At 69.3% G+C, this 22,805-nt stretch carries 23 protein-coding genes; 12 read left to right on the top strand and 11 right to left on the bottom strand.

The window, feature by feature from the left end; genetic code table 11:
- Positions 1-170: 170 nt before the first annotated feature.
- From ACFV2O_RS14105 to ACFV2O_RS14095, 3 genes are all read right to left on the bottom strand, one after another.
- Positions 171-1,193, bottom strand: a complete 1,023-nt coding sequence (locus tag ACFV2O_RS14105; RefSeq protein ID WP_379252089.1) for a hypothetical protein — start codon at positions 1,191-1,193, stop codon at positions 171-173.
- 71 nt (positions 1,194-1,264) lie between these two features.
- Positions 1,265-2,158: a hypothetical protein gene (locus tag ACFV2O_RS14100; protein ID WP_355081360.1), complete on the bottom strand. Its 894-nt coding sequence runs from the start codon at positions 2,156-2,158 to the stop codon at positions 1,265-1,267.
- A gap of 464 nt (positions 2,159-2,622) precedes the next feature.
- A complete protein-coding gene (locus ACFV2O_RS14095; RefSeq protein ID WP_379252088.1) occupies positions 2,623-4,026 on the bottom strand; it encodes an NAD(P)H-quinone dehydrogenase in 1,404 nt (467 codons plus the stop codon).
- A gap of 174 nt (positions 4,027-4,200) precedes the next feature.
- On the opposite strand from ACFV2O_RS14095, the gene ACFV2O_RS14090 reads away from it, so the two are divergent.
- Positions 4,201-4,674: a gamma-glutamylcyclotransferase gene (locus ACFV2O_RS14090; protein ID WP_195088143.1), complete on the top strand. Its 474-nt coding sequence runs from the start codon at positions 4,201-4,203 to the stop codon at positions 4,672-4,674.
- 221 nt (positions 4,675-4,895) lie between these two features.
- On the opposite strand, the gene ACFV2O_RS14085 is transcribed toward ACFV2O_RS14090, so the two are convergent.
- The 3 genes from ACFV2O_RS14085 to ACFV2O_RS14075 form a co-directional block, all read right to left on the bottom strand.
- Positions 4,896-6,044 carry a M20 family metallopeptidase gene (locus ACFV2O_RS14085; RefSeq protein WP_379252182.1) on the bottom strand — a complete coding sequence of 383 codons (1,149 nt, stop codon included), beginning with the start codon at positions 6,042-6,044 and terminating at the stop codon, positions 4,896-4,898.
- Positions 6,045-6,160: 116 nt separating this feature from the next.
- Entirely contained in the window at positions 6,161-7,402 is a 1,242-nt protein-coding gene (locus tag ACFV2O_RS14080) for a M20 family metallopeptidase (RefSeq protein WP_379252087.1), read from the bottom strand.
- Positions 7,403-7,509: 107 nt separating this feature from the next.
- The gene (locus tag ACFV2O_RS14075; RefSeq protein ID WP_355081354.1) at positions 7,510-8,214 is read right to left on the bottom strand and encodes an enoyl-CoA hydratase-related protein; all 705 of its coding nucleotides are present in this window, start codon (positions 8,212-8,214) and stop codon (positions 7,510-7,512) included.
- 234 nt (positions 8,215-8,448) lie between these two features.
- On the opposite strand from ACFV2O_RS14075, the gene ACFV2O_RS14070 reads away from it, so the two are divergent.
- On the top strand, positions 8,449-9,228 hold the full coding sequence (locus ACFV2O_RS14070) for a purine-nucleoside phosphorylase (RefSeq protein ID WP_355079110.1): 780 nt from the start codon (positions 8,449-8,451) through the stop codon (positions 9,226-9,228).
- Positions 9,229-10,725, top strand: a complete 1,497-nt coding sequence (locus ACFV2O_RS14065) for a phospho-sugar mutase (protein ID WP_379252086.1) — start codon at positions 9,229-9,231, stop codon at positions 10,723-10,725.
- 11 nt (positions 10,726-10,736) lie between these two features.
- On the opposite strand, the gene upp is transcribed toward ACFV2O_RS14065, so the two are convergent.
- Positions 10,737-11,360: a uracil phosphoribosyltransferase gene (gene upp, locus ACFV2O_RS14060; protein WP_355079106.1), complete on the bottom strand. Its 624-nt coding sequence runs from the start codon at positions 11,358-11,360 to the stop codon at positions 10,737-10,739.
- A gap of 145 nt (positions 11,361-11,505) precedes the next feature.
- On the opposite strand from upp, the gene ACFV2O_RS14055 reads away from it, so the two are divergent.
- Genes ACFV2O_RS14055 through ACFV2O_RS14035 form a run of 5 tightly spaced genes read left to right on the top strand, consistent with a single transcriptional unit; the run spans position 11,506 to position 14,911 of the window.
- Positions 11,506-11,826, top strand: a complete 321-nt coding sequence (locus ACFV2O_RS14055) for a hypothetical protein (RefSeq protein ID WP_355079104.1) — start codon at positions 11,506-11,508, stop codon at positions 11,824-11,826.
- A 4-nt stretch (positions 11,827-11,830) separates the two neighbouring features.
- Positions 11,831-12,943 (top strand): C40 family peptidase, encoded by a 1,113-nt coding sequence (locus tag ACFV2O_RS14050; RefSeq protein WP_379252085.1) that lies wholly within the window; start codon positions 11,831-11,833, stop codon positions 12,941-12,943.
- Complete coding sequence (locus ACFV2O_RS14045) at positions 12,940-13,281, top strand: hypothetical protein (protein WP_067803443.1); 342 nt, start codon at positions 12,940-12,942, stop codon at positions 13,279-13,281. Before ACFV2O_RS14050 ends, ACFV2O_RS14045 begins: the two co-directional genes overlap by 4 nt.
- Positions 13,278-13,625, top strand: coding sequence for a YbaB/EbfC family nucleoid-associated protein (locus ACFV2O_RS14040; RefSeq protein ID WP_355079100.1), 348 nt, complete (start codon positions 13,278-13,280; stop codon positions 13,623-13,625). Before ACFV2O_RS14045 ends, ACFV2O_RS14040 begins: the two co-directional genes overlap by 4 nt.
- Before the next feature lie 26 nt (positions 13,626-13,651).
- Positions 13,652-14,911, top strand: a complete 1,260-nt coding sequence (locus ACFV2O_RS14035) for a primosomal protein (protein ID WP_355079098.1) — start codon at positions 13,652-13,654, stop codon at positions 14,909-14,911.
- On the opposite strand, the gene ACFV2O_RS14030 is transcribed toward ACFV2O_RS14035, so the two are convergent.
- From ACFV2O_RS14030 to ACFV2O_RS14015, 4 genes are all read right to left on the bottom strand, one after another.
- Positions 14,912-15,568, bottom strand: a complete 657-nt coding sequence (locus ACFV2O_RS14030; RefSeq protein ID WP_379252084.1) for a hypothetical protein — start codon at positions 15,566-15,568, stop codon at positions 14,912-14,914.
- Positions 15,569-15,675: 107 nt separating this feature from the next.
- Positions 15,676-16,773 carry an adenosine deaminase gene (locus ACFV2O_RS14025; RefSeq protein ID WP_379252082.1) on the bottom strand — a complete coding sequence of 366 codons (1,098 nt, stop codon included), beginning with the start codon at positions 16,771-16,773 and terminating at the stop codon, positions 15,676-15,678.
- 450 nt (positions 16,774-17,223) lie between these two features.
- Positions 17,224-18,513, bottom strand: a complete 1,290-nt coding sequence (locus ACFV2O_RS14020; protein WP_379252081.1) for a thymidine phosphorylase — start codon at positions 18,511-18,513, stop codon at positions 17,224-17,226.
- Between the two features lie 200 nt (positions 18,514-18,713).
- Positions 18,714-19,115 (bottom strand): cytidine deaminase, encoded by a 402-nt coding sequence (locus tag ACFV2O_RS14015; RefSeq protein WP_379252080.1) that lies wholly within the window; start codon positions 19,113-19,115, stop codon positions 18,714-18,716.
- A gap of 276 nt (positions 19,116-19,391) precedes the next feature.
- On the opposite strand from ACFV2O_RS14015, the gene sdhC reads away from it, so the two are divergent.
- The 4 genes from sdhC to ACFV2O_RS13995 are packed head-to-tail and all read left to right on the top strand — an operon-like array spanning position 19,392 to position 22,786.
- Positions 19,392-19,790, top strand: a complete 399-nt coding sequence (gene sdhC, locus ACFV2O_RS14010; RefSeq protein WP_083863252.1) for a succinate dehydrogenase, cytochrome b556 subunit — start codon at positions 19,392-19,394, stop codon at positions 19,788-19,790.
- A 5-nt stretch (positions 19,791-19,795) separates the two neighbouring features.
- Positions 19,796-20,227 carry a succinate dehydrogenase hydrophobic membrane anchor subunit gene (locus tag ACFV2O_RS14005; protein ID WP_039796191.1) on the top strand — a complete coding sequence of 144 codons (432 nt, stop codon included), beginning with the start codon at positions 19,796-19,798 and terminating at the stop codon, positions 20,225-20,227.
- A gap of 16 nt (positions 20,228-20,243) precedes the next feature.
- Complete coding sequence (gene sdhA, locus ACFV2O_RS14000; RefSeq protein ID WP_379252079.1) at positions 20,244-22,013, top strand: succinate dehydrogenase flavoprotein subunit; 1,770 nt, start codon at positions 20,244-20,246, stop codon at positions 22,011-22,013.
- A complete protein-coding gene (locus ACFV2O_RS13995) occupies positions 22,013-22,786 on the top strand; it encodes a succinate dehydrogenase iron-sulfur subunit (RefSeq protein ID WP_355079083.1) in 774 nt (257 codons plus the stop codon). The genes sdhA and ACFV2O_RS13995 overlap by 1 nt, the downstream gene beginning before the upstream one ends.
- Positions 22,787-22,805: the final 19 nt, after the last annotated feature.

Genomic DNA, 22,805 nt, shown 5'->3' with positions numbered 1-22,805 from the left:
TGCCCGCTCACCAAATACCCCCACCCGGGCTAAACCGCCGGCTCAACCGGCGGCCCCGCCCGCGCGGGGGGCGGTTGCCCCCCCCCGGCGGCCGCGGCGCACCCGTTCCACCACGCACCGCGTTCATCGCTGGAGCGAACCCCGGTAGCCCGACCTACTGCGAAGCAGACTCAATCGATCAGATAGATGAGGGTCCGCCCGTCCAGGGTCACCGTCGTGATCACCGGGAAGTACTGGGCCTCGGTGCCATCGGGATGGCGCTCGGTGATCTCGACGTTGAAGCGATCGGGAGTGATCTCCGCGATCCGCAGGCAATAGGCCGTGCCATGCGGAATGTGCTGATCGATGGTTTTCTGCAGGTCCGCGGGTGGCTCGACGTTCGCGCCCGGCGCCACGAACGTGTGCGCGCGGGCGGCGCTGCGCTCGGAATAGTAGGCATGCTCGAAGCCGAGAATCGCCCGGATCCCGCTGCTCGTATCACCCGAACCATTGCCGAAGGTGACTTTGCCCTCGGTGCGGGTCGGGCAGTCCACCGCCGCGGTGCTCGGGCCGCTCGAAGCCGCCGTGCCGTCCTGGTCCTCATCGCTGCCGCTGGTCACCACGATGGTCACGGTCAGCGCGATCAGCGCCACGACCGCCGCGACCGCACCGAGCACGATCCACCGCGTCGAGGAGCCCTTGCGCCGGGCGGGCGCCGGTGTCGTGGGGACGCGCAGCGCCAGCCGCATGGCGATCGGGTCCTCGGCCCAGGACAGACCCGATTCGGACGGCGCGGGAGGCTTCGGCACGCCCCCCTCGGCGGTCGGCTGGTTCCACCAGGATTCCTGCGGCTCGCCGTCCTCGGGCTGCGAGCGCTCGACGCCGGAAGAAGGCTGCTCGGGCGTGGCGGAGGCAGGTCCGGCGTAAACCGTGGAATCCGGCGCGCGGAACTGCGACGGCAGTGCGGGTGTCGTTTCCGGCTCGCCCGCGGGCCGCCAAGTCAGTTCCGGGTGATCGGTCGGCTGCTGCGGCACCTGCCAGCGCGGGCCGGTGTCGGCCCCCATCGGCGGACCGAATTCCGAAACAGGCGGACCGAATTCCGAGACGGGCGGTCCGAACTCGGAAACCGGCGGCCCGAATTCCCCCAACGGCGGACCGAACTCCGAACCGGACTGGTCGGATTCGTTCTCCCTCGCGTCACCCTCGGAGGTCACACCCAATCCTTTCCCGGACACACAAGCGGGGCGGCCGCGAACGACCGCCCCACCCGTCGAAACAGCACGTGTCAGTACTGGAGTGAACCACCCCACTGGGTGGTGACACCACCCACGTCGGCGGTCTGCGGAGCGAAATCGCCCGGCTGAAGCGGAAGCTTAACCTGTGCGGCGGCATCCAGGGCGGCCGATCCGCCCGGCTGCTCCCGGATCCAGTCCTCCACCGCGGCCTTGGCCTGGTTCAGCTGGGTGGTGTCGAACACCGTGGTGGTGTTGTTCGCGGCCAGGCCCTCGCCACCGGTGTAGGTGGTCAGCTTGACCGTGTTCTTGTCGACGAACTCCACCGAGACGCCCGCTTCACCCGAGCCGGTCGGCGTGCGGTAGCCGATGGTGCCGACGTAACCGGCCTCGTTGCTGAAGTGATGGGTGTTGGCCACGTGGCCCGGCAGGACGGTGCCGCCGTCGATGTTGGCGCCGATCTCCGCGTGCGGGCCGGTCATCTCCACGACCGGAGCCGCCGGGGCCGCCTCCATACGCGGGGCCTGCCAGCGCGGCTGCGCCTGCGGCTGCACCAGCGTGGAGCTCTCCGGCTGCCGCGCCTGGGCGTTGTCGTTGTCGCTCTGCGTACCCAGCTGCGGAGTGGCCTGCTGACCGGGCTGCGGCGCGGCCTGCTGCTGGCCCGGCTGCGGCGCGGCCTGATCCGGCACGACCGCGGGCAGCGGCTCGCTCGGCTTCTGCTGACCGGGAACCGGCAGCGGCGCGACGCGCGGCGGGGTCACGCCCGGCTGGGTCGGCTTGGCCAGCTTCGGGTCTTTCTGGTCCGGCGCGGCATGATCCGACTCCGGGGTGGTGACGCCTGGCTGGCTCGGCGTGGGCTTGCTCTCCGGCTTCTGCGGATCCTGCTTGGATTCCGGCTTGCCCGGCTCCGGCGCAGTGGTTTCCGGGGTGCTCGGCGACTCGTTCACGCCCGGCTGCGTCGGAGCAGGCGTCGGCGGAGTGGTCGGATCGTTGGGAGCCGCCCCCGCCGGCGCAGCGAAGAGAGTGGCCACGGCAGCCGCTGTGGCCAGTGGCAACGAGGTGCTCGCCATCGCTCGCTGCGCCCGACTCGGCTTACGATGTTTCACTTTTCGCGTTTCCTTCCCGGGTGCGGCCGGGCAGGCCGCATTCAGTTGTCCCTGGGTGAGACGCCTGACCGTCGAACGACCCGGGCCGTTCGGTCGTGCCGATTTGGAAAGGACCCATCCCCCCACACCGAACTCCGCGACCGTCCTTCGATCGCATCTCTGCCGAGAGTGAACCACATGTGCGCATATTGGGCAACGCAGCGAATAGCCAAGGGTGGCAAGAGCGCCCGCGTCCCGCGCCCGCACCGAGTTCACCGGGCCTGATGTCCGGGATCGGACACGGCACCGGATGCGCCGAACCGAGCTCAGTCCAGGTCGTCGTGTCGCATCAGCAAACGCGCCGCCTCGGTCACCGAACCGGTGAGCGACGGGTACACCGAGAAGGTCTGGGCCAGGTCGTTGACCGTCAGGTTGTTCTGCACCGCAAGGGCGATCGGCAGGATCAGTTCCGAGGCGATCGGCGCGACGACGACACCGCCGATCACCACGCCGGTCGCGGGGCGGCAGAAGATCTTGACGAAACCGCGGCGCAGCCCGGACATCTTGGCGCGCGGATTCGTGTTCAGCGGCAGCATCACCGTGCGCGCGGGCACCTCACCGTTGTCGATCGCGGTCTGGCTGACGCCGACGGTCGCGATCTCCGGCCGAGTGAACACCGCGGAGGCAACGGTCTTCAGACGGACCGGGCTGACGCCTTCCCCGAGCGCGTGGTACATCGCGATGCGTCCCTGCATCGCGGCCACCGAGGCCAGCGGCAGCAGGCCGGTGCAGTCGCCTGCGGCGTAGACGCCAGGCACCGACGTGCGCGACACGCGGTCCACCCGCAGATAGCCGCCGCGGTCGAGTTCGATGCCGACTTTCTCCAACCCGAGGCCCGTGGTGTTCGGTGTCGAGCCGACGGTCATCAGCGCGTGCGAGCCGGACACGGTGCGCCCGTCGGAAAGCTTGACCACGATGCCGTCGGCGGTGCGCTCGACGGCGTCGGCGCGCGCGTGCTTGACCAGTTCGACGCCGCGCTCGGCGAGCGCGTCCTCCAGCACGAGCGCCGCGTCGGCGTCCTCGCCGGGCAGCACGCGGTCGCGGCTGGAGACCAGCTTCACCCGCACGCCCATCTCGGTGTAGGCGGAGACGAACTCCGCGCCAGTCACACCGGAACCGACGACCACGAGGGTCTCCGGCAGCTCTTCGAGGTCGTAGAGCTGCCGCCAGTTGAGGATCCGCTCGCCGTCCGGTTCCGCGCCCGGCAGCACCCGCGGGCTCGCGCCGGTCGCGATCAGCACGACCTCGGCCTCGATGATCTGCTGCGCGCCGTCGGCCAGCTTGGCCAGCACGCGGTGCGCGGCCAGGCCGCTGCCCGGATCGATCAGCTCGCCGTATCCGGCCAGCACGGTCACCCCGACGGTCTGCAGTTTCGAGCGGATGTCGGAGGACTGCGCCAGCGCCAGCGCCTTGACGCGCGCGTTCACCTCGGACAGCTGCACGTGCGCCTGGGCCGGGTCCAGTGTGATGCCCAGATCGCGAGCGCGGCGCAGGTCGGTGCGCACGCCGGTCGAGGCGATGAAAGTCTTGGAGGGAACGCAGTCCCACAGCACGCACGCTCCGCCGATGCCGTCGGAATCGACCAGCGTCACCGACGCTCCGTGCTGGGCGGCTACCAGGGCCGCCTCATAGCCGGCCGGTCCGCCACCGATGATCGCGATGCGGGTCATTGATACCTCCGCTCGTGCTTCGCGCCGGGATCTCCGGCACGGGGTAAACGTTATCCGGCAACCACCTCGCACTATCGACCGCGTTACCGGTGCGCAACAGTTCCCCGCCGGGCGGCGCGCCGCAGGTGCGGCAATCGAACGCGGTCTGCGAAGGTTATTGGCTACCCTTTGCTGGTGCCGATCTATGCCGCCTATGGGTCCAACATGGACTCGACGCAGATGCTCGAGCGCTGTCCGCACTCCCCCATGTCCGGGACGGGCTGGTTGGAGGGCTGGCGGCTCACCTTTGCCGGTGACGATATCGGCTGGGAAGGGCCTCTCGCGACGGTCGTCGAGGATCCCGGTTCCCGGGTGTTCGTCGTGCTCTACGACGTGTCCCCGGAGGACGAGCAGCGGCTGGACCGCTGGGAGGGCTCGGACTTCGGCATCCACAAGAAGATCCGCCTTCGCGTGACCCGCAACGGCGACGGTGGCGATCCCACGCTGGCCTGGCTGTACGTGCTGGACGCCTACGAGGGCGGCCTGCCCTCCGCCCGCTACCTGGGCGTGATCGCCGATGCCGCCGAAAAGGCCGGTGCGCCAGAGGATTACGTGCACGCTCTACGCACCCGCAACAGCCGCAACGTCGGCCCCGGCAACTTCGGCTGACCGCGCGTCACGCCGCAATGCCCGCGGTATGGCCGTACCCTCTCGGTCGGGCCGGACCACTGTCACGCTCACGGCCTCGTCGGGTGCGAGGCCATCGAGCACCGTTCGCGGCCCGGCTCGCGTCCGAGGGGGCGAAGCGCATGCGCCGCACGCGCGAGTCTCGCCCGCTCGGACGCGAGCCACAAGGGGCCGCGAACACCCAGCGCCGAAGGCGCTGGAGGTCAGACAGAGCTCGTGCCGAGCGCGAGGTTGCTCAGCACCCGGACGCCGACCGCGAGCGCCCGCTCGTCGATGTCGAAGGTCGGCTGGTGCAGATCCAGCTGCTCCCCTTCGCCGGACCAGACGCCCAGGCGCGCCATCGCGCCCGGCACCTCCTCCAGATACCAGGAGAAGTCCTCGCCGCCGCCGGACTGCGGAGTGTCGGCCAGCGCGTCGGGGCCGAGTGCGCGAATGGCGTCCTCGAAGATGCGGGTGGAGTGCTCGTCGTTGACCACGGGCGGCACGCCGCGCCGGTAGTTCAGCTGGTAGCGCACGCCGGTCGGGGCGAGCAGGCCGTCGACGATCTCCCGCACCATCGGCTCCAGCAACGACCAGGTCGCGTGGTCTCCGGTGCGGATGGTGCCGGTGAGCATGCCGGTCTGCGGAATGGCGTTCGGCGCCTTCCCCGCGCTCACCGCGCCCCACACCATCACGGTGCTGGTGCGCGGGTCGATACGGCGGCTGAGCAGGCCGGGCAGGCCCGTGATGACCGAGCCGATGGCGTAGACCAGGTCGCTGGTCAGGTGCGGGCGCGAGGTATGGCCGCCGGGCGAGTCGAGCACCAGCTCGATGGTGTCGGCGGCGGAGGTGATCGCGCCGACGCGGATGCCGATCCGGCCGACCTCCAAGCGCGGGTCGCAGTGCAACGCGAAGATTCGCTCCACCCCGGTCATCGCGCCGGCGGCGACCACGTCGATCGCGCCTCCCGGCATGACCTCCTCGGCGGGCTGGAAGACCAGCCGCACGCCGACCGGCAGCTCCGGCACCTCGGCCAGCGCCAGCGCCGTGCCGAGCAGGATGGTGGTGTGCGCGTCGTGGCCGCACGCGTGCGACACGCCGGGGACCGTCGACGCGAAGGGCAGTCCGGTGAACTCCTGCAGCGGCAGCGCGTCCATGTCGGCGCGCAGGCCGACCCGCGGTCCGTCCGGTCCGAGGTCACAGATCAGGCCGGTGCCGCCGGGCAGTACCTGCGGCGTCAATCCCGCCTTGGTCAGCCACGCCGAGACGAACTCGGTGGTGCCGAACTCGGTACGGGACAGTTCCGGGTTGGCGTGGATGTGCCTGCGCCACTGGATGAGGTCGACCGTGTGATCAGCCAGCCACGACTCCACCGCTTCCCGCCCTGATCCCCCGGTTTCCGACACTGCGGAGCTGCCGGGGCCCTCCGTGGCCACACGGATGCCCGCTGCCGGGCCCGTCGCCGGCGCCGCAGAACGGCCGGTTGTGCTCACCGAATGTCCTCCTGTCGTTGAACTAGCCGTTGCAACAACCTGTCTCTATGGATGTCATCGCGGGCGACGGTGATTGCGGTACGCGTGAGCGCGAGCGCACCGTCGAGGACCGCACGATCCGCCGAGGCGTTGACGCTGGCCGCGGCGAAGCCTGGCTGATGTGTCACCGCGCCACCGGCATCAATGCCGATGACCGGGTGAATGCCCGGAATGACATTGGTGACGTTTCCCATATCGGTGCTGCCCAGCGGCCGCTGCGCCTCGAACTCCGGAGCGAGCGGCACGCGTCCCAATCCGGTGAGCTGCTCGCGATAGACGAGCAACAAGTCCGGATCCGGGGTCAGCTCGGTATACGTCGGCGCGAGCGTCCGGATTTCGTGGGTGCAGCCGGTCGCGAGGGCGCCCGCCTCGAAGCAAGCCGACGCTCGTCGCATCAGATCGTCGAGGGATGCGGAGTCGACTGCGCGTAGGTAATACAGCAGTTCCGCACGTCCGGGCACGATGTTGGGAGCTACGCCACCGTCGCCGACTATACCGTGCAGTTGCTGGCCGGGCAGGAGATGTTGCCGCAGCAACCCAAGGGCCACCTGCGCGACGGTGACCGCGTCGCCCGCGTTGCGTCCCTGCTCCGGCGCCGCGCTTGCGTGCGCCTCGCGCCCGTGGAAAACCACAGACACGTCGGCCAGAGCCAGCGAGCGGGCGCCGACGATGTCGAGCGGACCCGGATGCACCATCATCGCCATCGCGACGTCGTCGAACACGCCGCGTTCCAGCATGAGCACCTTGCCGCCGCCGCTCTCCTCGGCCGGTGTGCCGAACACCAGCACGGTGAGATCCAGTTCGTCCGCGACCTCGGCGAGACCGAGCGCCGCGCCCACCGCGGAGGCGGCGATGACGTTGTGCCCGCAGGCATGGCCGATCTCGGGCAGCGCGTCGTATTCGGCGCAGATGCCGACGGTCAGCGCGCCGCTGCCGTAGCGCGCGCGGAAGGCCGTGGGCAGCTCGGCCACGCCCAGCTCGATCTCGAAACCGCGCTCGGCCAGCGGCGCGATCGTCTTGGCGGCGCTGCGGGTCTCCTCGAACGCCAGCTCCGGTTCGTCGTGAATCGCGTGCGAGAGCGCGATCAGCTCGGCGGACGCGGCGCGGATGGCGGCGTCACCGCGAGCGGTGGCGTCGACCTCGCAGACTGCGTTGCCGTCGTGCTGCGCTTCCTGGCGCCCGCTGCGCGATGGTGGCATGCAACACAGTCTCGCACTGTGTTCGATTTGCCGCGCTTTCGCGCGCCGTGTTCGCGGCCCCCTTGTGGCTCGCGTGTGCGCGGACCTGGGCTGTCCGTGCAGGCGGGTCAGTTCGTGGCGAAGGCCAGGTTTTCCGGAGTGGTCGGTACCGCGAGGCCGGCCAGTGCTTTTGCGTGTAGGGCGCGCTTGATCACCGGCAGGTTGGGCCTGCGGTTGCCGGCCAGCGACGCCGCCCGCTGGACGGCGGTCGCGAGCAGCTCGTCGGCTTCGGCCTTGCCGTCCACAATGCCCGCGGCGATCGCCTCGTCGGCCGGGTAGCGGTGGCCGGTGGTCATCGCCTGCACGCAGACCTGGTTGCTCAGTCGCTCGGTGAGCAGGGCGTTCATCCCGATGGTGAACGGCATGCCCAGGTGCACCTCGGGCAGGCAGTAGAAGCCGCGATCGGCGCGCATCACCCGGAAATCGTGTGAGGTGGCCAGCATGGCGCCCGCGCCGAAGGCATGGCCGTTGATCGCGGCGACGGTCGGCAGCGGGAATGCGAGCAGGCGGGTGTAGAGCGAGTGCACACGGTCGAGGTAGCCGTGCATCTTGTCCAGGTTGCCGAACAGCCAATCGGTGTCCAGACCGTTGCTGAAGAACTTCCCGGTCGCCGTCGTCACCAGCGCGGCGGGCCCCACGGAACTCTCGACCTCGTCCAGCAGCCCGTGGAACGCGTCGATCCAATCCGGGTGGAAACGGTTCTCGTTGTCCGTCTCGCCCTCGGACCCGAGGTAGACGACGAACACTTCCCCTTGGCGTTCCAGATACGGCATGCGGTGCAGCGTAACGGGCCCCGCCCGATCCCCTACTCACGGGTAGCAGGCGACCGCCGACCGCGACGATCGACCCCTCGCAGGTATCCACCCGACCGACCTTCGGGCAAGCGAGCAGTCCATCGGACAACCGTCCCACCCCACCGCGTGGCCTCCACTCGCGCAAACGCGAGCCATAAGGGGGCCGCGAACACCCAGCGCCGCAGGCGCTGGAAATCCACTATCGTGACGATCATGCTTGCCGAACAGGCCGCCGAGGCGATCGCCGAACGTACGGGAGTGTCACGCCACCGGGTCGCGGTGGTACTGGGGTCCGGCTGGCAGGACGCGGCAGCGGAGATCGGGGCGCCGCGGGCGTCGGTGTCGATGCCGGAGCTGCCCGGTTTCGGGAAGCCGACCGCGCAGGGCCATGTCGGCATGATCCATTCCGTCCAGGTGGACGACAACGCGGTGCTGCTGTTGATGGGCCGCCAGCATCTCTACGAGGGGTATCAGCCCGCCGATGTGGTGCACCCGGTGTCGGCGGCCGTGGCCGCGGGCGCGGAGATCATCGTGCTGACCAACGCCGCGGGCGGTATCCGCTCGGGTCTCCGGGTGGGTGAGCCGGTGCTGATCAGCGACCATCTGAACTTGACCGGCCGCACGCCGCTGGCAGGCGCGACCTTCGTCGACCTGGTCGACGCCTGGGATCCGGAGTTGCGGGCGCTGGCCAGGGAGATCGACCCGAGCCTGGCCGAGGGCGTCTACGCGGGGCTCACCGGGCCGCAGTACGAGACGCCCGCCGAGATCAGGATGTTGCGCACCATCGGCGCTGATCTGGTCGGCATGTCCACGGTGCTCGAGGCCATCGCCTGCCGCGCGCTCGGTGCGCGGCTGCTGGGCATCTCGCTGGTCACCAACTTGGCCGCGGGGGTCACGGGCGCGCATCTGTCCCATGCCGAGGTGCTCGCCGAAGGCCACGCCGCCGCGCCCCGCCTCGGCAAACTGCTGCGCGGCGTGCTGGAACGGGTGTAGATGCTGCGCTTCGGCACGGCAGGCCTGCGCGGGCCGCTGCGCGACGGCCCCGACGGCATGAATGTCACCACGGTGAGCCGGGCGACCGCCGGCCTCGTGGCGTGGTTGCGTGATCGCTGCCTCGGGGGCGGCGCGGTGGTCGTCGGCCGCGACGCCAGGCATGGTTCCGCCGAGTTCGCCGCGGCGACCGCGGAGATTTTCGCCGCCGCGGGCTTCCCGGTGACGCTGCTGCCGCGTCCGCTGCCCACGCCGGTGGTCGCGTACGCGGTGCGTGAGTTGGGCGCGGTCGCGGGCGTGCAGATCACCGCCTCGCACAATCCGGCCGCCGACAACGGCTACAAGGTCTACCTCGACGGCGGGTCGCAGTTGATCGCCCCGGCCGACGCCGAGATCGAGCGCTGCATCGAGGCGGTCGGCGAGCCGATCGACCGCGTGCCGGTCACTCCCGCCGACGACGACCTCGTGCGGCGTTATCTCAACCGCGTCGCCGGACTGCCCGCCCGGATCGGCGGATCCGGCGCGCGCGCCGGAATCCGGATCGCGCTCACTCCGCTGCACGGCGTCGGCGGCGAACTCGCTGTCGAAGCGCTCCGCGCGGCGGGTTTTCCCGATGTCCATGTGGTCGATGACCAGTTCCGGCCGGACCCCGACTTCCCCACCGTCGCGTTCCCGAACCCGGAGGAACCCGGCGCGACCGATCTGCTGCTCGCGACGGCGGCACGAGTCGGCGCCGACGTGGCGATCGCGCTCGATCCGGATGCCGACCGGTGCGCGGTCGGCGTCCCGCGGCCGGACGGTGGCTGGCGGATGCTGCGCGGCGACGAGACCGGCGTGCTCCTCGGCGACTGCGTGCTGCGCACCGCCCCGGACGATGCGCTGGTGGCGACGACCATCGTGTCCTCGCGGCTGCTGTCGAAGCTGGCGCCCGCGCGCGGCGGCCGCTACGCGGAAACGCTCACGGGATTCAAATGGCTGGCTCGGGCGGGCGACGGCTTGGTGTACGCCTACGAGGAGGCGATCGGCCACTGCGTCGACCCGGCGGCGGTCCGGGACAAGGACGGCATCTCCGCGGCCGTGCTGGCCGCCGACCTGGTGGCCCGGTTGAAGGCCGCGGGCCGCGACCTGAACGACGAACTCGACGACTACGCGGTGGAATTCGGCCTGCACGCGGGCGATCAGGTGTCGTTGCGACTCGCCTCGGCCGCGGCGGCCGCCGCCGCGGTCGAGCGGTTGCGGACGGATCCGCCGCACGAGATCGCGGGCGAGCCGGTGGAGTACACCGATCAGCTCCGCGTACGTGGCCGGATGCGCACCGACGCGCTGATCTTCCAAGGTGTTTCGTCCCGCGTGGTCGTGCGCCCTTCCGGCACCGAGCCGAAGCTCAAGTGTTATCTGGAGGTGGTCGAACCGGTCGGCTCGCGCGCCGATCTTCCGGCCGCGCGAGCCGCCGCACGCGAACGCCTCTCGGCGCTGCGCGACTTCTGCCGGAAATTCTGACCCGCAGAGGTTCAGCGCGGGCCGAATTGCCTGTCGCCCGCGTCGCCGAGACCGGGCACGATATAGGCGTTCTCGTTCAGGCCCGCGTCGACGACGGCGGTGACCAGCCGCACCGGCAGGCCCGAATCCGCCAGGGTCGCAATGCCTTCCGGAGCAGCGACGACGCACACCGCGGTGATGTCGGTGGCGCCGCGTGCCGCGAGCAGCTCCAGGGTGTGCCGCATCGAGCCGCCCGTGGCCAGCATCGGGTCGAGCACGAAGACCGGCAGGCCGGCCAGATCCGCGGGCAGTGATTCCATGTAGGGCACCGGCAGGTGCGTGTCCTCGTCGCGGGCGAGACCGACGAATCCGATTCTGGCGTCCGGGATCAGCTCGGCGGCCGCGTCGACCATGCCGAGTCCGGCGCGCAGCACCGGAACCAGCAGCGGCGGGTGGGCCAGCCGGACGCCTTCGGTGGGAGCGACCGGGGTGACGATCTCGAAGCGCTCCACCTCCGCGTCGCGCAGCGCCTCGTAGATCAGGATTCCGGTCAGATCACGCAGTGCGGCACGGAAAGCCGGATTCGGTGTTCGCTCGTCCCGCATGGTGGTGATCAGGGCGGCGACGAGTGGATGGTCCACGGTGTGGGTGCGCATGAGGGAACGATAAGGTCGGTCGCGGACGCCCCGCCGGACGCCACCGGACTTTTTTTCCGAAGCGGCGGAACCGAAACGGAACAGCGCGCGTCGAACCAAGTGGATGACGTACTCTGCCTGGGAACAACAGATGGGGGAAGCTCTGATGCGAAAGATGTCGGCGGACACCGAAGGCATCGCGGCCTACGGTGCGACCGCGCACGTCATGGCCGGTGAGATGGCGGCGGCGGGGGTGAGCGCGGCGGCGGCCGAGCCCGCGTTGCTCGGCCCGATCATGGGGTTGATCGGCGGTGACTTCATGGCGGCCTACGCCGCGGCGCACGCCGGGCACGTGGCCTCGATCGGGCAGCTGTCGGCGGTGCTGACCAGCATGGGCGGCGCGGCCACCGGGTCCGCGGCCGTCCTCACCGAAACCGACGCCGCCCACGCCGGAGCGCTGCGGAGCGCGGCCACCGAGCTGGAGTGAGCGCGTGATCGATGTCAACGCACTGGCCCAGCCGATCCTGGACCTGCTCGCCAGCTTCGGCAGCGGTGTGCTGCCAGCGGGCGGTCCCACCGACGCGCTGCGCAGCACCTCTACCGTGGTCGACCAGATCCATCAGATGGGCCGCGACAGCATCAACGAGATGAACGCCGCGTGGGACGGCCGCGCCGCCGACGCGGCCACCGCGAAAGCGCTGCGCGTGCAGACCACCGCCGCCACCATCTCCGATCGCGGCAACGACATGGCCACGGTCGTGAACCAGGCCGCGGGCGAGGTCGAGACAGGTCAGAAGGAACTCACCGACATCGCGCGGTCGTTCGTGAACACCGCGGCGAGCATGGGTCCGGTCCTGGCGACGCCGGAGGGTCTGACGGTGCTCGTCGGTTCGGCGATCGACCACCTCAACCAGGCGCTCAACGTCGTCGGCCGGGTGCAGAACGAATTGCAGACGCACACCGCGTCGATGAACGATCTGACCCCGCCGCCGCCCACCACGTCGCTCGCCGGTGTGCCCGCCGCCGGCGTGCAGCAAGCAGCGTCCGCCGCGTCCGGCGTGCTCAACGGTGCGGGGTCGTTACTGAGCACCGTGATGGCCACACCACTGCAGTCGCTGTCCTCGCGCAGTTCCAGTGGCACGCCCGGCACGTCGTCGGGTACGCCCCGGCCGGACACCGGTTCGTCGGGGGCGCCCGACGACGGCAAGGGCGTGAAGATCACGCTGCCCGACGGCAGCGTCGTGGAGGCCCCCAACGAACAGGCCGCCACAGCGGTCCGGTCGGCGATCGGCGCCGTCGGCACGCCCTACGTCTGGGGCGGCAACAGCCCGGGCGCCGGATTGGACTGCAGCGGGCTCACCAAATACGCCTACGGCGAGGCGGGCGTCGACCTGCCCCGGCTCGCGGCCGACCAGGGCAACGGGGCCACACCGGTGTCGGCCGGTGACCTGATGCCAGGCGACCTCGCGATCTGGGACGGCCACGTGGCCATGGTGATCGGCAACGGGCAGTTCGTCGAGGCGGGTGACCCGGTCCAGATCAGCTCGATTCGAACGGAGAACTCAGGCATGGACTTCCACGGCTTCTACAGGCCGACGGCATGACCCGACCCCAAGTCCCGAATGTCACGGTCGCGGCCAGCAGCAACCGGTCGGGCACCATCTCGGTGCGCGCCACCGACCAGGGCATGCCGGTGGAGATCAAGTTCGAGCGCAGCGAATACCGCTACGGCGCACAGTCGCTCGCGAACGAGATCCTGCGGCTCACCCAGCGTTCCGCCATCGCGGCGCGTGCGCGGCGGCGCGAACTGCTCGCCGAGGCGGGCATGCCCTCGGACATCCTCGACCGGCTCGGCCTGCCCACCCGCCAGCAGGCGGTGGACGAGCTGGACCGGATCGACGACGCGGACACGGGACCGACGAGCTGGATGAGGCCGGTATGAGTGCGGAAATGGACGCCCTGGTCACGTCGGCCACCCAGAAACTGGAGGCGCTGGAAGCCGCGCTGTACGGACTGAAGCAGGTACGAGGGCGGTTCACCTCGGAGGACGGCGCGGTGAGCGTCGAGGTGAACAGCGATGGCGCGCTGGTCGGCCTGACCTTGGCGGAATCGGTCACCTCGCTGCCGCCCGCGGAGGTCGGACAGTTGATCGTCTGGGCGTGCAGACAGGCCGCCGAGGACGCCGGCGCACAGCGGTCCAAGGTCGTTGCGACACTGAACGAGTCGTTCGTCCCCGCGGCGGAGCCGCCCGCGGGGACGAATGGGGGCGGGCCGGATAGTGCCTGACGCGGAAGGTCGATAGGCTTCCGCACATGGCTTCTGGAGACATCGTCCCGATCGAGCTCGGCCTGACCGACGGCGATCTCGTCACCTTGTGGGCACCGCGCTGGCGAGACGGTGACGACGAGTGGGAGGCGTTCCTCGGTCACGAGGACGCCCTCTACGGTTTCGAGTCCGTGGCGGAGCTGGCCGCATTCATCCGCACCAACGCCGACAACGACCTGGTGGACCATCCGGCCTGGAAGGTCATCGCGGGTCTGTCGGCGGTCGAACTGGAGCCGGAGGAGAACTTCTCCTTCGACCTGGTCGCGGTGCCGGAGCTGGCGGCGGGCGAGCCCGACGTCGACACCGTCGCCGAGCTGGAGGACACGCTCGGCATGGTCCGCAACATCGGCGAGGTGTGCGAACTGGAGACGGTGACCAAGTTCTTCGGCTCGCATCCGGTGCTCGGCGCGCTGCCCGGCGGCGTGAGCGCGTTCGTCGGTCGCGACGGCGAGGAGCTGTGGGACCAGATCGGCGCGGCCATCGCCAAGGGCTGGGACGACGTTCTGGACGCCATCGACTCCGTGGTGCGGACGCCCGAGGTCGACGCCGAGGCGGTCGCGGTCGCCGAGGCCGAACTGCTGGCCGCCGAGGAGAACGTGGTCGACGCCGACGACGCGGCCGACAGCGACGAGGACGAGGAGTTCGAGCCCGTCGACCTCGACGAAGAGGAAGACGACGAGGACGAGGAAGACGAGGACGAGTCGTTCTGGCACGAGGTCGGCATCGACCCGGTCAAGATCATCACGTCCGAGGGCAGTGTCTTCACGCTGCGCTGTTACCTCGACGACGAGCCGATCTTCCTCGGCTCCAAGGGCTCGATCACCGTGTTCTCCTCCGAACGGGCGCTGGCCCGCTACCTCGCCGACGACCACGAGCACGATCTGTCCCGCGTGAGCACCTTCGCCGATGTGCAGACCGCGGCGGTGGACGGCTCGCTGGAGGTCGAAGTCACCGACGAGAACGTCTACGTGCTGCCCGGCTTGGCCGAGGACCTGGCCGAAGGCCCGGAGGCGGTCGACATCGAGCAGCTGGACCTGGCGGTCGAACTGTTCACCGACGCCGCCGACTACGCCGACGACGACACGGTGGAACAAGCCCTGGCCCAGTCCACCCCGCTGGGCTGGTATGTCTCCTACCTGCTGAACCCGGACCCCACCCGGCTGGCGCCCAACCCGCCGTTCGCCGCCGAGTCCCAGGCCTGGCGGGAACTGGAACGCAACCTGGAGTCCCGGCTCGACAAGCAGTAATCAGGTCAAGCGGATCCAGACCTGCTCGGCCTGCCCGAGCAGGCGTCCGTCGGCGCTGTAGACCGCGGTCGAGGCGAAGCATTTGCGGCCCTGCTCGCCGTGGAACTCGCCCACCACGACGCAGCGCTCGTCGACGTGCGGGATGCCGAGCACCGTGGCGGTCATCGAGCCGAGCAGCGCGGGACGTTCGAGCATGCCGGGCAGCGACCAGCCGCCTGGGCAGTCCATCGCGGCCCACAGCAGCGGCGGCCCCAGCGGCACGGTGGCGTCGGGCACCCACGGCGCGGCCACTCGGTTCTCATCGAGCCTGCCGGGTTCGATGCGCAGACCGTCCGCCCGGCAACTGCCACAGACGAAGCAGGAAGCGAACATCTCGATGCTCGTGTAGCTGCGTGTCGCCTCCACCGCGTCGTCGAACGCGACATGGCGCGGTGCGTCGCGTTCGAGTTCGCCGCCCTTCGACTCGGCGATCAGTCTGTCCCCGTCGTAGAGCCGTTCGTCCCGCACGTCGAGCGGCGTCTCCAGGGGCGGCGGACTGCGCAGTACCACGGTGACGGCCTGCTCGGGGCGCCGGTCGGCGAGCAGACCGGCCACGTAACCACCGTTGCCGGAGTCGGGCGGTCCGTTGAATCGGCGGGGGATGCGCAAAGTCGCCATAATCGCCACGCTAGCGAACCGGTTGCCGACTGTGGAACCTCGCTGCCGCGCGGTGATCCGGCGCCGCCTACCCTCGTGCGCGCCCGCATTCCGTCCTATGAACAGCGCTACCCGATGAGGACCGCGTATCCGGGCTTGATGATGTCGTCGATGATCCGCAACCGCTCGGGGAACGGGATGAACGCCGACTTCATGGCGTTGATGGTGAACCGTTCCAGGTCGCTCCAGCCGTAGCCGAACGTCTCGACCAGTTTGAGCATCTCCTGGCTCATGCTGGTGTCGCTCATCAGCCGGTTGTCGGTGTTGACCGTGACGCGGAAACGCAGGCGGGCCAGCAGGTCGAAGGGGTGCTTGTCCAGCGAGGGCACCGCGCCGGTCTGCACGTTCGACGACGGACACAGCTCCAGCGGGATGCGCAGGTCGCGGACATAGTTGGCGACCAGCCCGAGCTGTGCGTCCTCGACCGCGCCGGGCACGGTGATGTCGTCGGTGATCCGCACGCCGTGGCCGAGCCGGTCGCAGCCGCAGAACGCGAGCGCCTCGTGGATGGACGGCAGACCGAAGGCCTCGCCCGCGTGGATGGTGAAGTGCGCGCTGTTGGCGCGCATGTATTCGAACGCGTCCAGGTGCCTGCTCGGCGGGTAACCGGCCTCCGCGCCGGCGATGTCGAAACCGCCCACTCCGCGATCGCGGAAGCGCACCGCCAGCTCCGCGATCTCCCGGGAGCGCGCGGCGTGCCGCATCGCCGTGAGCAGACAGGTCACCACGATCGGGTGTCCGTCCTCGGCGGCGGCCGCCTCGCCTTCGCGGAACCCGGTCAGCGTGTGCTCGACCACCTCGTCCAGCGTGAGACCGCGCTCCAAGTGTTGTTCGGGGGCGAAACGCACCTCCGCGTACACCACGCCGTCGGCGGCGAGGTCCTCGGCGCATTCGCGGGCGACCCGGCGCAGGCCTTCGGGGGTCTGCATCACGGCGACGGTGTGCGCGAAGGTCTCCAGGTACCGTTCCAGCGATCCGCTGTCGGCCGCGTCGCGGAACCAGGCCGCCAGCGACGCCTCGTCGTCGGCGGGTAGATCCTCGTAGCCGCACCGGGCGGCGAGGTCGAGCACCGTCGCGGGCCGCAGGCCACCGTCGAGGTGGTCGTGCAGCAGCGCTTTGGGCGCTTGGCGGATCGAGGCGAGGGTCAGAGGCATCGGTCCAGTCATGTATCGACGGTAGCCGCAGCGGGCCGAAACGGCAGCCGACTTCGGCCGTAACAACCATCTCGTTGCCCGCCGGATGCTGCCCGGTCCACAACCGGACACCGACCGGTTCTGCGTCACCCGCGCGTCACGTGTGCGGCCCACGACAGGCCGGAGTACCGCAGCCCCTCGGACCGGCCACCGGCGCAGGGCCCGTGGACCGCAAGCGCGTATGTGCGCTGATTCCGGATCGCACCCTGACAGAGGCCGAACGGTCGAGTGCGGCGCAGGCCCGGCCGGGGCAGGACGTGTGGAGCAAGCAACCAGGTGAGCCGCTGGACCGGTGTGGACGCCGAGACGAGCACAGACGTTCCCGCCGAGGTGCGACCCTGTGCCTACGAGACGGGGGCGAATCAGGGAACGACCCCTCGACCGCCCGTTGGTCAGGTCGAGGGTTCACCACGGACGGACAGCTCAGGACATGATGCGATCGAGAACCAGCGGGCCGGGAGTGAACGCGGCATCGGTTCCGATGGTGACGGCGTCGCGCAGAGCTTCCATAGCGCCGGGAAACGCCTCGGGGGTATCGGTGTGCAGAGTGAGCAGCGGCTGTCCCGCTGTCACGGCATCGCCCGGTTTGGCGTGCATTTCGATGCCCGCGCCGAACTGAACAGGATCGCCCTGACGCGCCCGGCCCGCCCCCAGACGCCAGGCGGCGATGCCGACGCCCAGCGCATCGAGCCTGGTCAGGACACCGTCGGCGTCGGAGCGCACGGTCTCGGTGTGTTTCGCGGTGGGCAGCTTCGCGTCCGGGTCGCCGCCCTGGGCGCGAATCATCGCCCGCCAATGATCCATCGCCCTGCCGTCGGCCAGCGCGTCCGCGGGGTCGGTGTCCAGCCCGGCCAGCGCGACCATCTCGCGAGCCAAGGCGATGGTCAGCTCGACGACGTCGGCGGGACCGCCGCCCGCGAGCACCTCCACCGATTCGGCGACTTCCATGGCATTGCCCGCGGTGCGGCCGAGCGGGGTGTCCATGGCGGTGAGCAACGCGACCGTCCGCACACCCGCGTCGTCGCCGAGTTCGACCATCGCGGTCGCCAGCTCGCGCGCCCCGTCGAGGGTCTTCAGGAACGCGCCGGAGCCGACCTTGACGTCCAGCAACAGCGCCGCGGTGCCCTCGGCGATCTTCTTGCTCATGATGGAGCTGGCGATCAGCGGGATCGATTCGACCGTGCCGGTGACGTCGCGCAAGGCGTAGAGCCGTCGGTCCGCGGGCGCGAGGTCGGCGCCTGCCGCGCAGATCACCGCGCCGATGGCCGGATCGGTCAGGAGATCTCGCATCCGCGACGCGGGCACGTCCGCCTGCCAGCCGGGGATGGATTCCAGCTTGTCCAGGGTGCCGCCGGTATGACCGAGACCGCGCCCGGACAGCTGCGGCACCGCCGCGCCGCACGCCGCGACCAGCGGCGCCAGCGGCAGCGTGATCTTGTCACCCACGCCGCCGGTCGAGTGCTTGTCCACGGTCGGGCGCGGCAGACCGGTGAGGTCCATGCGCCGCCCGGACGCGATCATCGCGGCGGTCCACCGCGCCGTCTCGCGCCGCGTCATCCCGCGCCAGACGATCGCCATGGCCAGCGCCGACATCTGCTCGTCGGCCACCGCACCGCGGGTGAAGCCGTCGACCACCCAGTCGATCTGCGCGTCCGACAGCTCACCGCCGTCGCGCTTGGTCGTGATGATCGAAACCGCGTCCAGTGCCGTCACGGTCGACAGTGTGGCATGGGCCTGCGCGCAGCCGAGTTCTCGCCGATGGGACGCCACCCGCAGCGCTGCAGGTCTCCGGGCGCGCCGAAGCCGAGATCATCCGGCGGATCCGCAACGATCTACGAGGGCAGACGCACACGAATCGGTATGACCGGCGGTCGCGAGCCGGGCGACACCGGCAGCGTCGCCGAGGTGCTCGCCTAGACCTGCCCCGCGTCCAAGTCGTCGGGGCCGAACGCGTCCGGCAGCAGCGTGCGCAACGGCACGGGCCCGGCCTTGTGATCAACAAGGAGATCGCCTCCACCGTGCTCGTGGAGCAGTTGGCGGCAGCGCCCGCAGGGCATCAGGATTTCGCCGCGAGAATCGGTGACGGAGATGGCCCGAAGACGCCCCCCACCCCCCGAAATCAAGTTACCGATGAGTACGCATTCGGCACACAGGCCCAAACCGTATGAGACATTTTCCACATTGCAACCGCTCACTGTTCGGCCATCGGCACTGAGAGCCGCGGCGCCGACCGGAAACCGCGAGTACGGTGCATAGGCGTTGTGCATGACTTGAAAAGCGTTGTCGCGCAATAATTTCCAGTCGATTTCCGACACAGAGAACCCCTTCGGGACCGAGCCGATCACGGCCGCGCAAGGACCACGACGGAACCCCGCACCCATCAAGAAAGGTAAGCCTAACCCGATCCGGTGTCGCGCAACGCACGGTACGCCGAATTAGTTCCGGGATTGCTGGAGGATTAGAGTCCAGAACAGATCGGTTCAGGTTCCCTGCGACGGGCCGGAGTACAGCCACCTGGGCATTCGCCCGCCACGCCGTCGGCGTCGGATCTGAAACCGGGTCCATCAACGACGTTGGAGGCACCGCACTCTATGACCACGATTGAAGCTCCGGCCCAGCCGAAGCGGAAGACGCTGTACCGAGGCGACCCCGGAATGTGGTCGTGGGCGCTGCACCGGATCACCGGCGTCACCATCTTCTTCTTCCTCTTCGTCCACGTGCTGGACACCGCCCTGGTGCGCGTGAGCCCGGACACCTACAACGAAGCGATCGAGACCTACAAGACGCCCATCGTGGCGTTGATGGAGATGGGCCTGGTCGTCGTCGTCCTGTTCCACGCGCTCAACGGCGTCCGCGTGATCCTGGTGGACTTCTGGTCCAAGGGCCCGAAGTACCAGCGCCTGATGCTCTGGATCATTCTCGCGATCTGGTTCCTGCTGGCCGTTCCCGCGATCGGGCGCCAGTTCTTCTACCTGTTCACGGAGCACTGAGGACAATGAGCGCACCTGTCATCGGAAAGTCTTACGACCGTCCGGCCAGCCTGGACCTGCCGCGTTCGCCGCGCGCGCGCTCGAACAACAACTTCGAGAAGTACGCCTGGCTGTTCATGCGTTTCTCCGGCCTGCTGCTGATCGTGCTGGTGCTCGGCCACATGGCGATCATGCTGCTGCTCGACGGCGGCGTGAAGCGACTCAACTTCGCCTTCGTCGCAGGCCGCTGGTCCAGCCCGTTCTGGCAGTTCTGGGACCTGACCATGCTGTGGCTGGCGCAGCTGCACGGCGGCAACGGCCTGCGCACGGTCATCGACGACTACTCCCGCAAGGACTCGACCCGCTTCTGGCTCAAGACCCTGCTGGCCGTCTCGATGATCCTGATCATGGGCGTGGGCACCTACGTCATCTTCACCTTCGACCCCAACATCAGTTAGGAACAGGCCCCCTCGCATGAGTGAATCTCGTCCTGTCCAGGAGCACCGCTACGACGTCGTCATCGTCGGCGCGGGCGGCGCGGGCATGCGCGCCGCGATCGAGGCCGGCCCGCGTGCTCGGACGGCGGTGCTGACCAAGCTGTACCCGACCCGCAGCCACACCGGCGCGGCCCAGGGCGGCATGTGCGCCGCGCTGGCCAACGTCGAAGAGGACAACTGGGAATGGCACACCTTCGACACCGTCAAGGGTGGTGACTACCTGGTCGACCAGGACGCCGCGGAGATCATGGCCAAAGAGGCCATCGACGCGGTGCTCGACCTCGAGAAGATGGGCCTGCCGTTCAACCGGACGCCCGAGGGCAAGATCGACCAGCGGCGCTTCGGCGGGCACACTCGCGATCACGGCAAGGCCCCGGTTCGGCGCGCGTGCTACGCCGCCGACCGCACCGGCCACATGATCCTGCAGACGCTGTACCAGAACTGCGTCAAGCACGACGTGGAGTTCTTCAACGAGTTCTACGTGCTGGACCTGGTGCTCACCGACACCGATCGCGGCCCGGTCGCGACCGGCGTGGTCGCCTACGAGCTGGCCACCGGCGACATCCACGTCTTCCACGCCAAGTCGATCGTGTTCGCCACCGGCGGTTCGGGCCGGATGTACAAGACCACCTCGAACGCGCACACCCTGACCGGCGACGGCATGGCGATCGTGTTCCGCAAGGGCCTGCCGCTGGAGGACATGGAGTTCCACCAGTTCCACCCGACGGGCCTGGCCGGACTCGGCATCCTGATCTCCGAGGCCGTCCGCGGCGAGGGCGGCATCCTGCGCAACGCCGACGGCGAGCGGTTCATGGAGCGCTACGCCCCCACCATCAAGGACCTCGCGCCGCGTGACATCGTCGCCCGCTCGATGGTGCTCGAGGTGCTGGAGGGTCGCGGCGCGGGACCGAACAAGGACTACGTCTACATCGACGTGACCCACCTCGGCGAGGACGTGCTCGAGGAGAAGCTGCCCGACATCACCGAGTTCTCCCGTACCTACCTGGGTGTGGACCCGGTGAAGGAACTGGTGCCGGTGTTCCCGACCTGTCACTACGTGATGGGCGGCATCCCGACCCGCATCCGCGGCGAGGTGCTGCGCAACAACAGCGACGTCGTCCCCGGCCTCTACGCCGCCGGCGAGTGCGCGTGCGTCTCGGTGCACGGCGCCAACCGTCTGGGCACCAACTCGCTGCTGGACATCAACGTGTTCGGCCGCCGCGCCGGCATCGCCGCCGCGGAGTACGCGCAGCGCAGCGAGTTCGTCGAGCTGCCGGAGAACCCGGCGCAGATGGTGCAGGACTGGCTGACCCAGCTGCTGAGCGAGCACGGCGACGAGCGGGTCGCCGACATCCGCACCGAGCTGCAGCGGTCGATGGACAACAACGCCTCGGTGTTCCGCACCGAGGACACGCTCAAGCAGGCGCTCACCGACATCCACGCGCTCAAGGAGCGTTACGCGCGGATCACCGTGCAGGACAAGGGCAAGCGCTACAACAGCGACCTGCTCGAGGCCGTCGAACTCGGCTTCCTGCTCGAGCTGGCCGAGGTCACCGTGGTCGGCGCGCTCAACCGGAAGGAATCGCGCGGCGGCCACGCCCGCGAGGACTACCCGGACCGCGACGACGTGAACTTCATGCGCCACACGATGGCCTACAAGGAGGGCTCGGAGCTCCTTTCGGACATCCGCCTGGACTTCAAGCCGGTGGTGCAGACCCGTTACGAGCCGATGGAGCGTAAGTACTGATGACTGCTGTTGCCGAAGCACCCTCTTCGCAGACGCCCGCTCCGGTCCCCGAGGGCTCCGTGATGATCACCGTCAAGGTGGCCCGGTTCAACCCGGAGGACGACAAGGGCGCGCACTGGGAGTCCTTCCAGGTGCCCGCGCTGCCGACCGACCGCTTCCTGAACCTGCTGATCTACATCAAGTCCTACTTGGACGGCACGCTCACCTTCCGCCGGTCCTGCGCGCACGGCGTCTGCGGTTCCGACGCGATGCGGATCAACGGCGTCAACCGGCTGGCCTGCAAGGTGCTGATGAAGGACATGCTGCCCAAGAACGGCAAGTCGATCACCGTCACCGTCGAGCCGATCCGCGGCCTGCCCGTGGAGAAGGACCTCGTGGTGAACATGGAGCCGTTCTTCGACGCGTTCCGCGCGGTGAAGCCCTACCTGATCACCTCGGGTAACGAGCCCACCCGCGAGCGCATCCAGAGCCAGGCCGACCGCGCCCGGTTCGACGACACCACCAAGTGCATCCTGTGCGCCTGCTGCACCACCTCCTGCCCCGTGTACTGGAGCGACGGCAGCTACTTCGGCCCGGCCGCGATCGTGAACGCCCACCGCTTCATCTTCGACAGCCGCGACGAAGCCGCCCGCGAACGCCTCGACATCCTCAACGACGTCGAAGGTGTCTGGCGCTGCCGCACCACCTTCAACTGCACCGACGCCTGCCCCCGCGGCATCGAGGTCACCAAGGCGATCCAGGAAGTCAAGCGAGCGCTTCTGTTCACCCGCTGATTTCACGGACCCAGCCGAA

It is taken from the genome of Nocardia sp. NPDC059691 (assembly GCF_042733915.1).
GTDB lineage: Bacteria > Actinomycetota > Actinomycetes > Mycobacteriales > Mycobacteriaceae > Nocardia > Nocardia sichangensis.
This window is presented reverse-complemented; position numbering and strand designations above follow the sequence as displayed.

What these genes read in the sequence shown, in the direction of transcription:
- ACFV2O_RS14005 (WP_039796191.1), top strand. Translation starts at nt 19,796, where the DNA reads ATGAGCGCACCTGTCATCGGAAAGTCTTACGACCGTCCGGCCAGCCTG.
- sdhA (WP_379252079.1), top strand. Translation starts at nt 20,244, where the DNA reads ATGAGTGAATCTCGTCCTGTCCAGGAGCACCGCTACGACGTCGTCATC.
- ACFV2O_RS14055 (WP_355079104.1), top strand. Translation starts at nt 11,506, where the DNA reads ATGCGAAAGATGTCGGCGGACACCGAAGGCATCGCGGCCTACGGTGCG.
- ACFV2O_RS14070 (WP_355079110.1), top strand. Translation starts at nt 8,449, where the DNA reads ATGCTTGCCGAACAGGCCGCCGAGGCGATCGCCGAACGTACGGGAGTG.
- sdhC (WP_083863252.1), top strand. Translation starts at nt 19,392, where the DNA reads ATGACCACGATTGAAGCTCCGGCCCAGCCGAAGCGGAAGACGCTGTAC.
- ACFV2O_RS13995 (WP_355079083.1), top strand. Translation starts at nt 22,013, where the DNA reads ATGACTGCTGTTGCCGAAGCACCCTCTTCGCAGACGCCCGCTCCGGTC.
- ACFV2O_RS14080 (WP_379252087.1), bottom strand. Translation starts at nt 7,402, where the DNA reads ATGCCACCATCGCGCAGCGGGCGCCAGGAAGCGCAGCACGACGGCAAC.
- ACFV2O_RS14065 (WP_379252086.1), top strand. Translation starts at nt 9,229, where the DNA reads ATGCTGCGCTTCGGCACGGCAGGCCTGCGCGGGCCGCTGCGCGACGGC.
- ACFV2O_RS14095 (WP_379252088.1), bottom strand. Translation starts at nt 4,026, where the DNA reads ATGACCCGCATCGCGATCATCGGTGGCGGACCGGCCGGCTATGAGGCG.
- ACFV2O_RS14045 (WP_067803443.1), top strand. Translation starts at nt 12,940, where the DNA reads ATGACCCGACCCCAAGTCCCGAATGTCACGGTCGCGGCCAGCAGCAAC.
- ACFV2O_RS14075 (WP_355081354.1), bottom strand. Translation starts at nt 8,214, where the DNA reads ATGCCGTATCTGGAACGCCAAGGGGAAGTGTTCGTCGTCTACCTCGGG.
- ACFV2O_RS14030 (WP_379252084.1), bottom strand. Translation starts at nt 15,568, where the DNA reads ATGGCGACTTTGCGCATCCCCCGCCGATTCAACGGACCGCCCGACTCC.
- ACFV2O_RS14025 (WP_379252082.1), bottom strand. Translation starts at nt 16,773, where the DNA reads ATGACTGGACCGATGCCTCTGACCCTCGCCTCGATCCGCCAAGCGCCC.
- ACFV2O_RS14040 (WP_355079100.1), top strand. Translation starts at nt 13,278, where the DNA reads ATGAGTGCGGAAATGGACGCCCTGGTCACGTCGGCCACCCAGAAACTG.
- ACFV2O_RS14035 (WP_355079098.1), top strand. Translation starts at nt 13,652, where the DNA reads ATGGCTTCTGGAGACATCGTCCCGATCGAGCTCGGCCTGACCGACGGC.
- upp (WP_355079106.1), bottom strand. Translation starts at nt 11,360, where the DNA reads ATGCGCACCCACACCGTGGACCATCCACTCGTCGCCGCCCTGATCACC.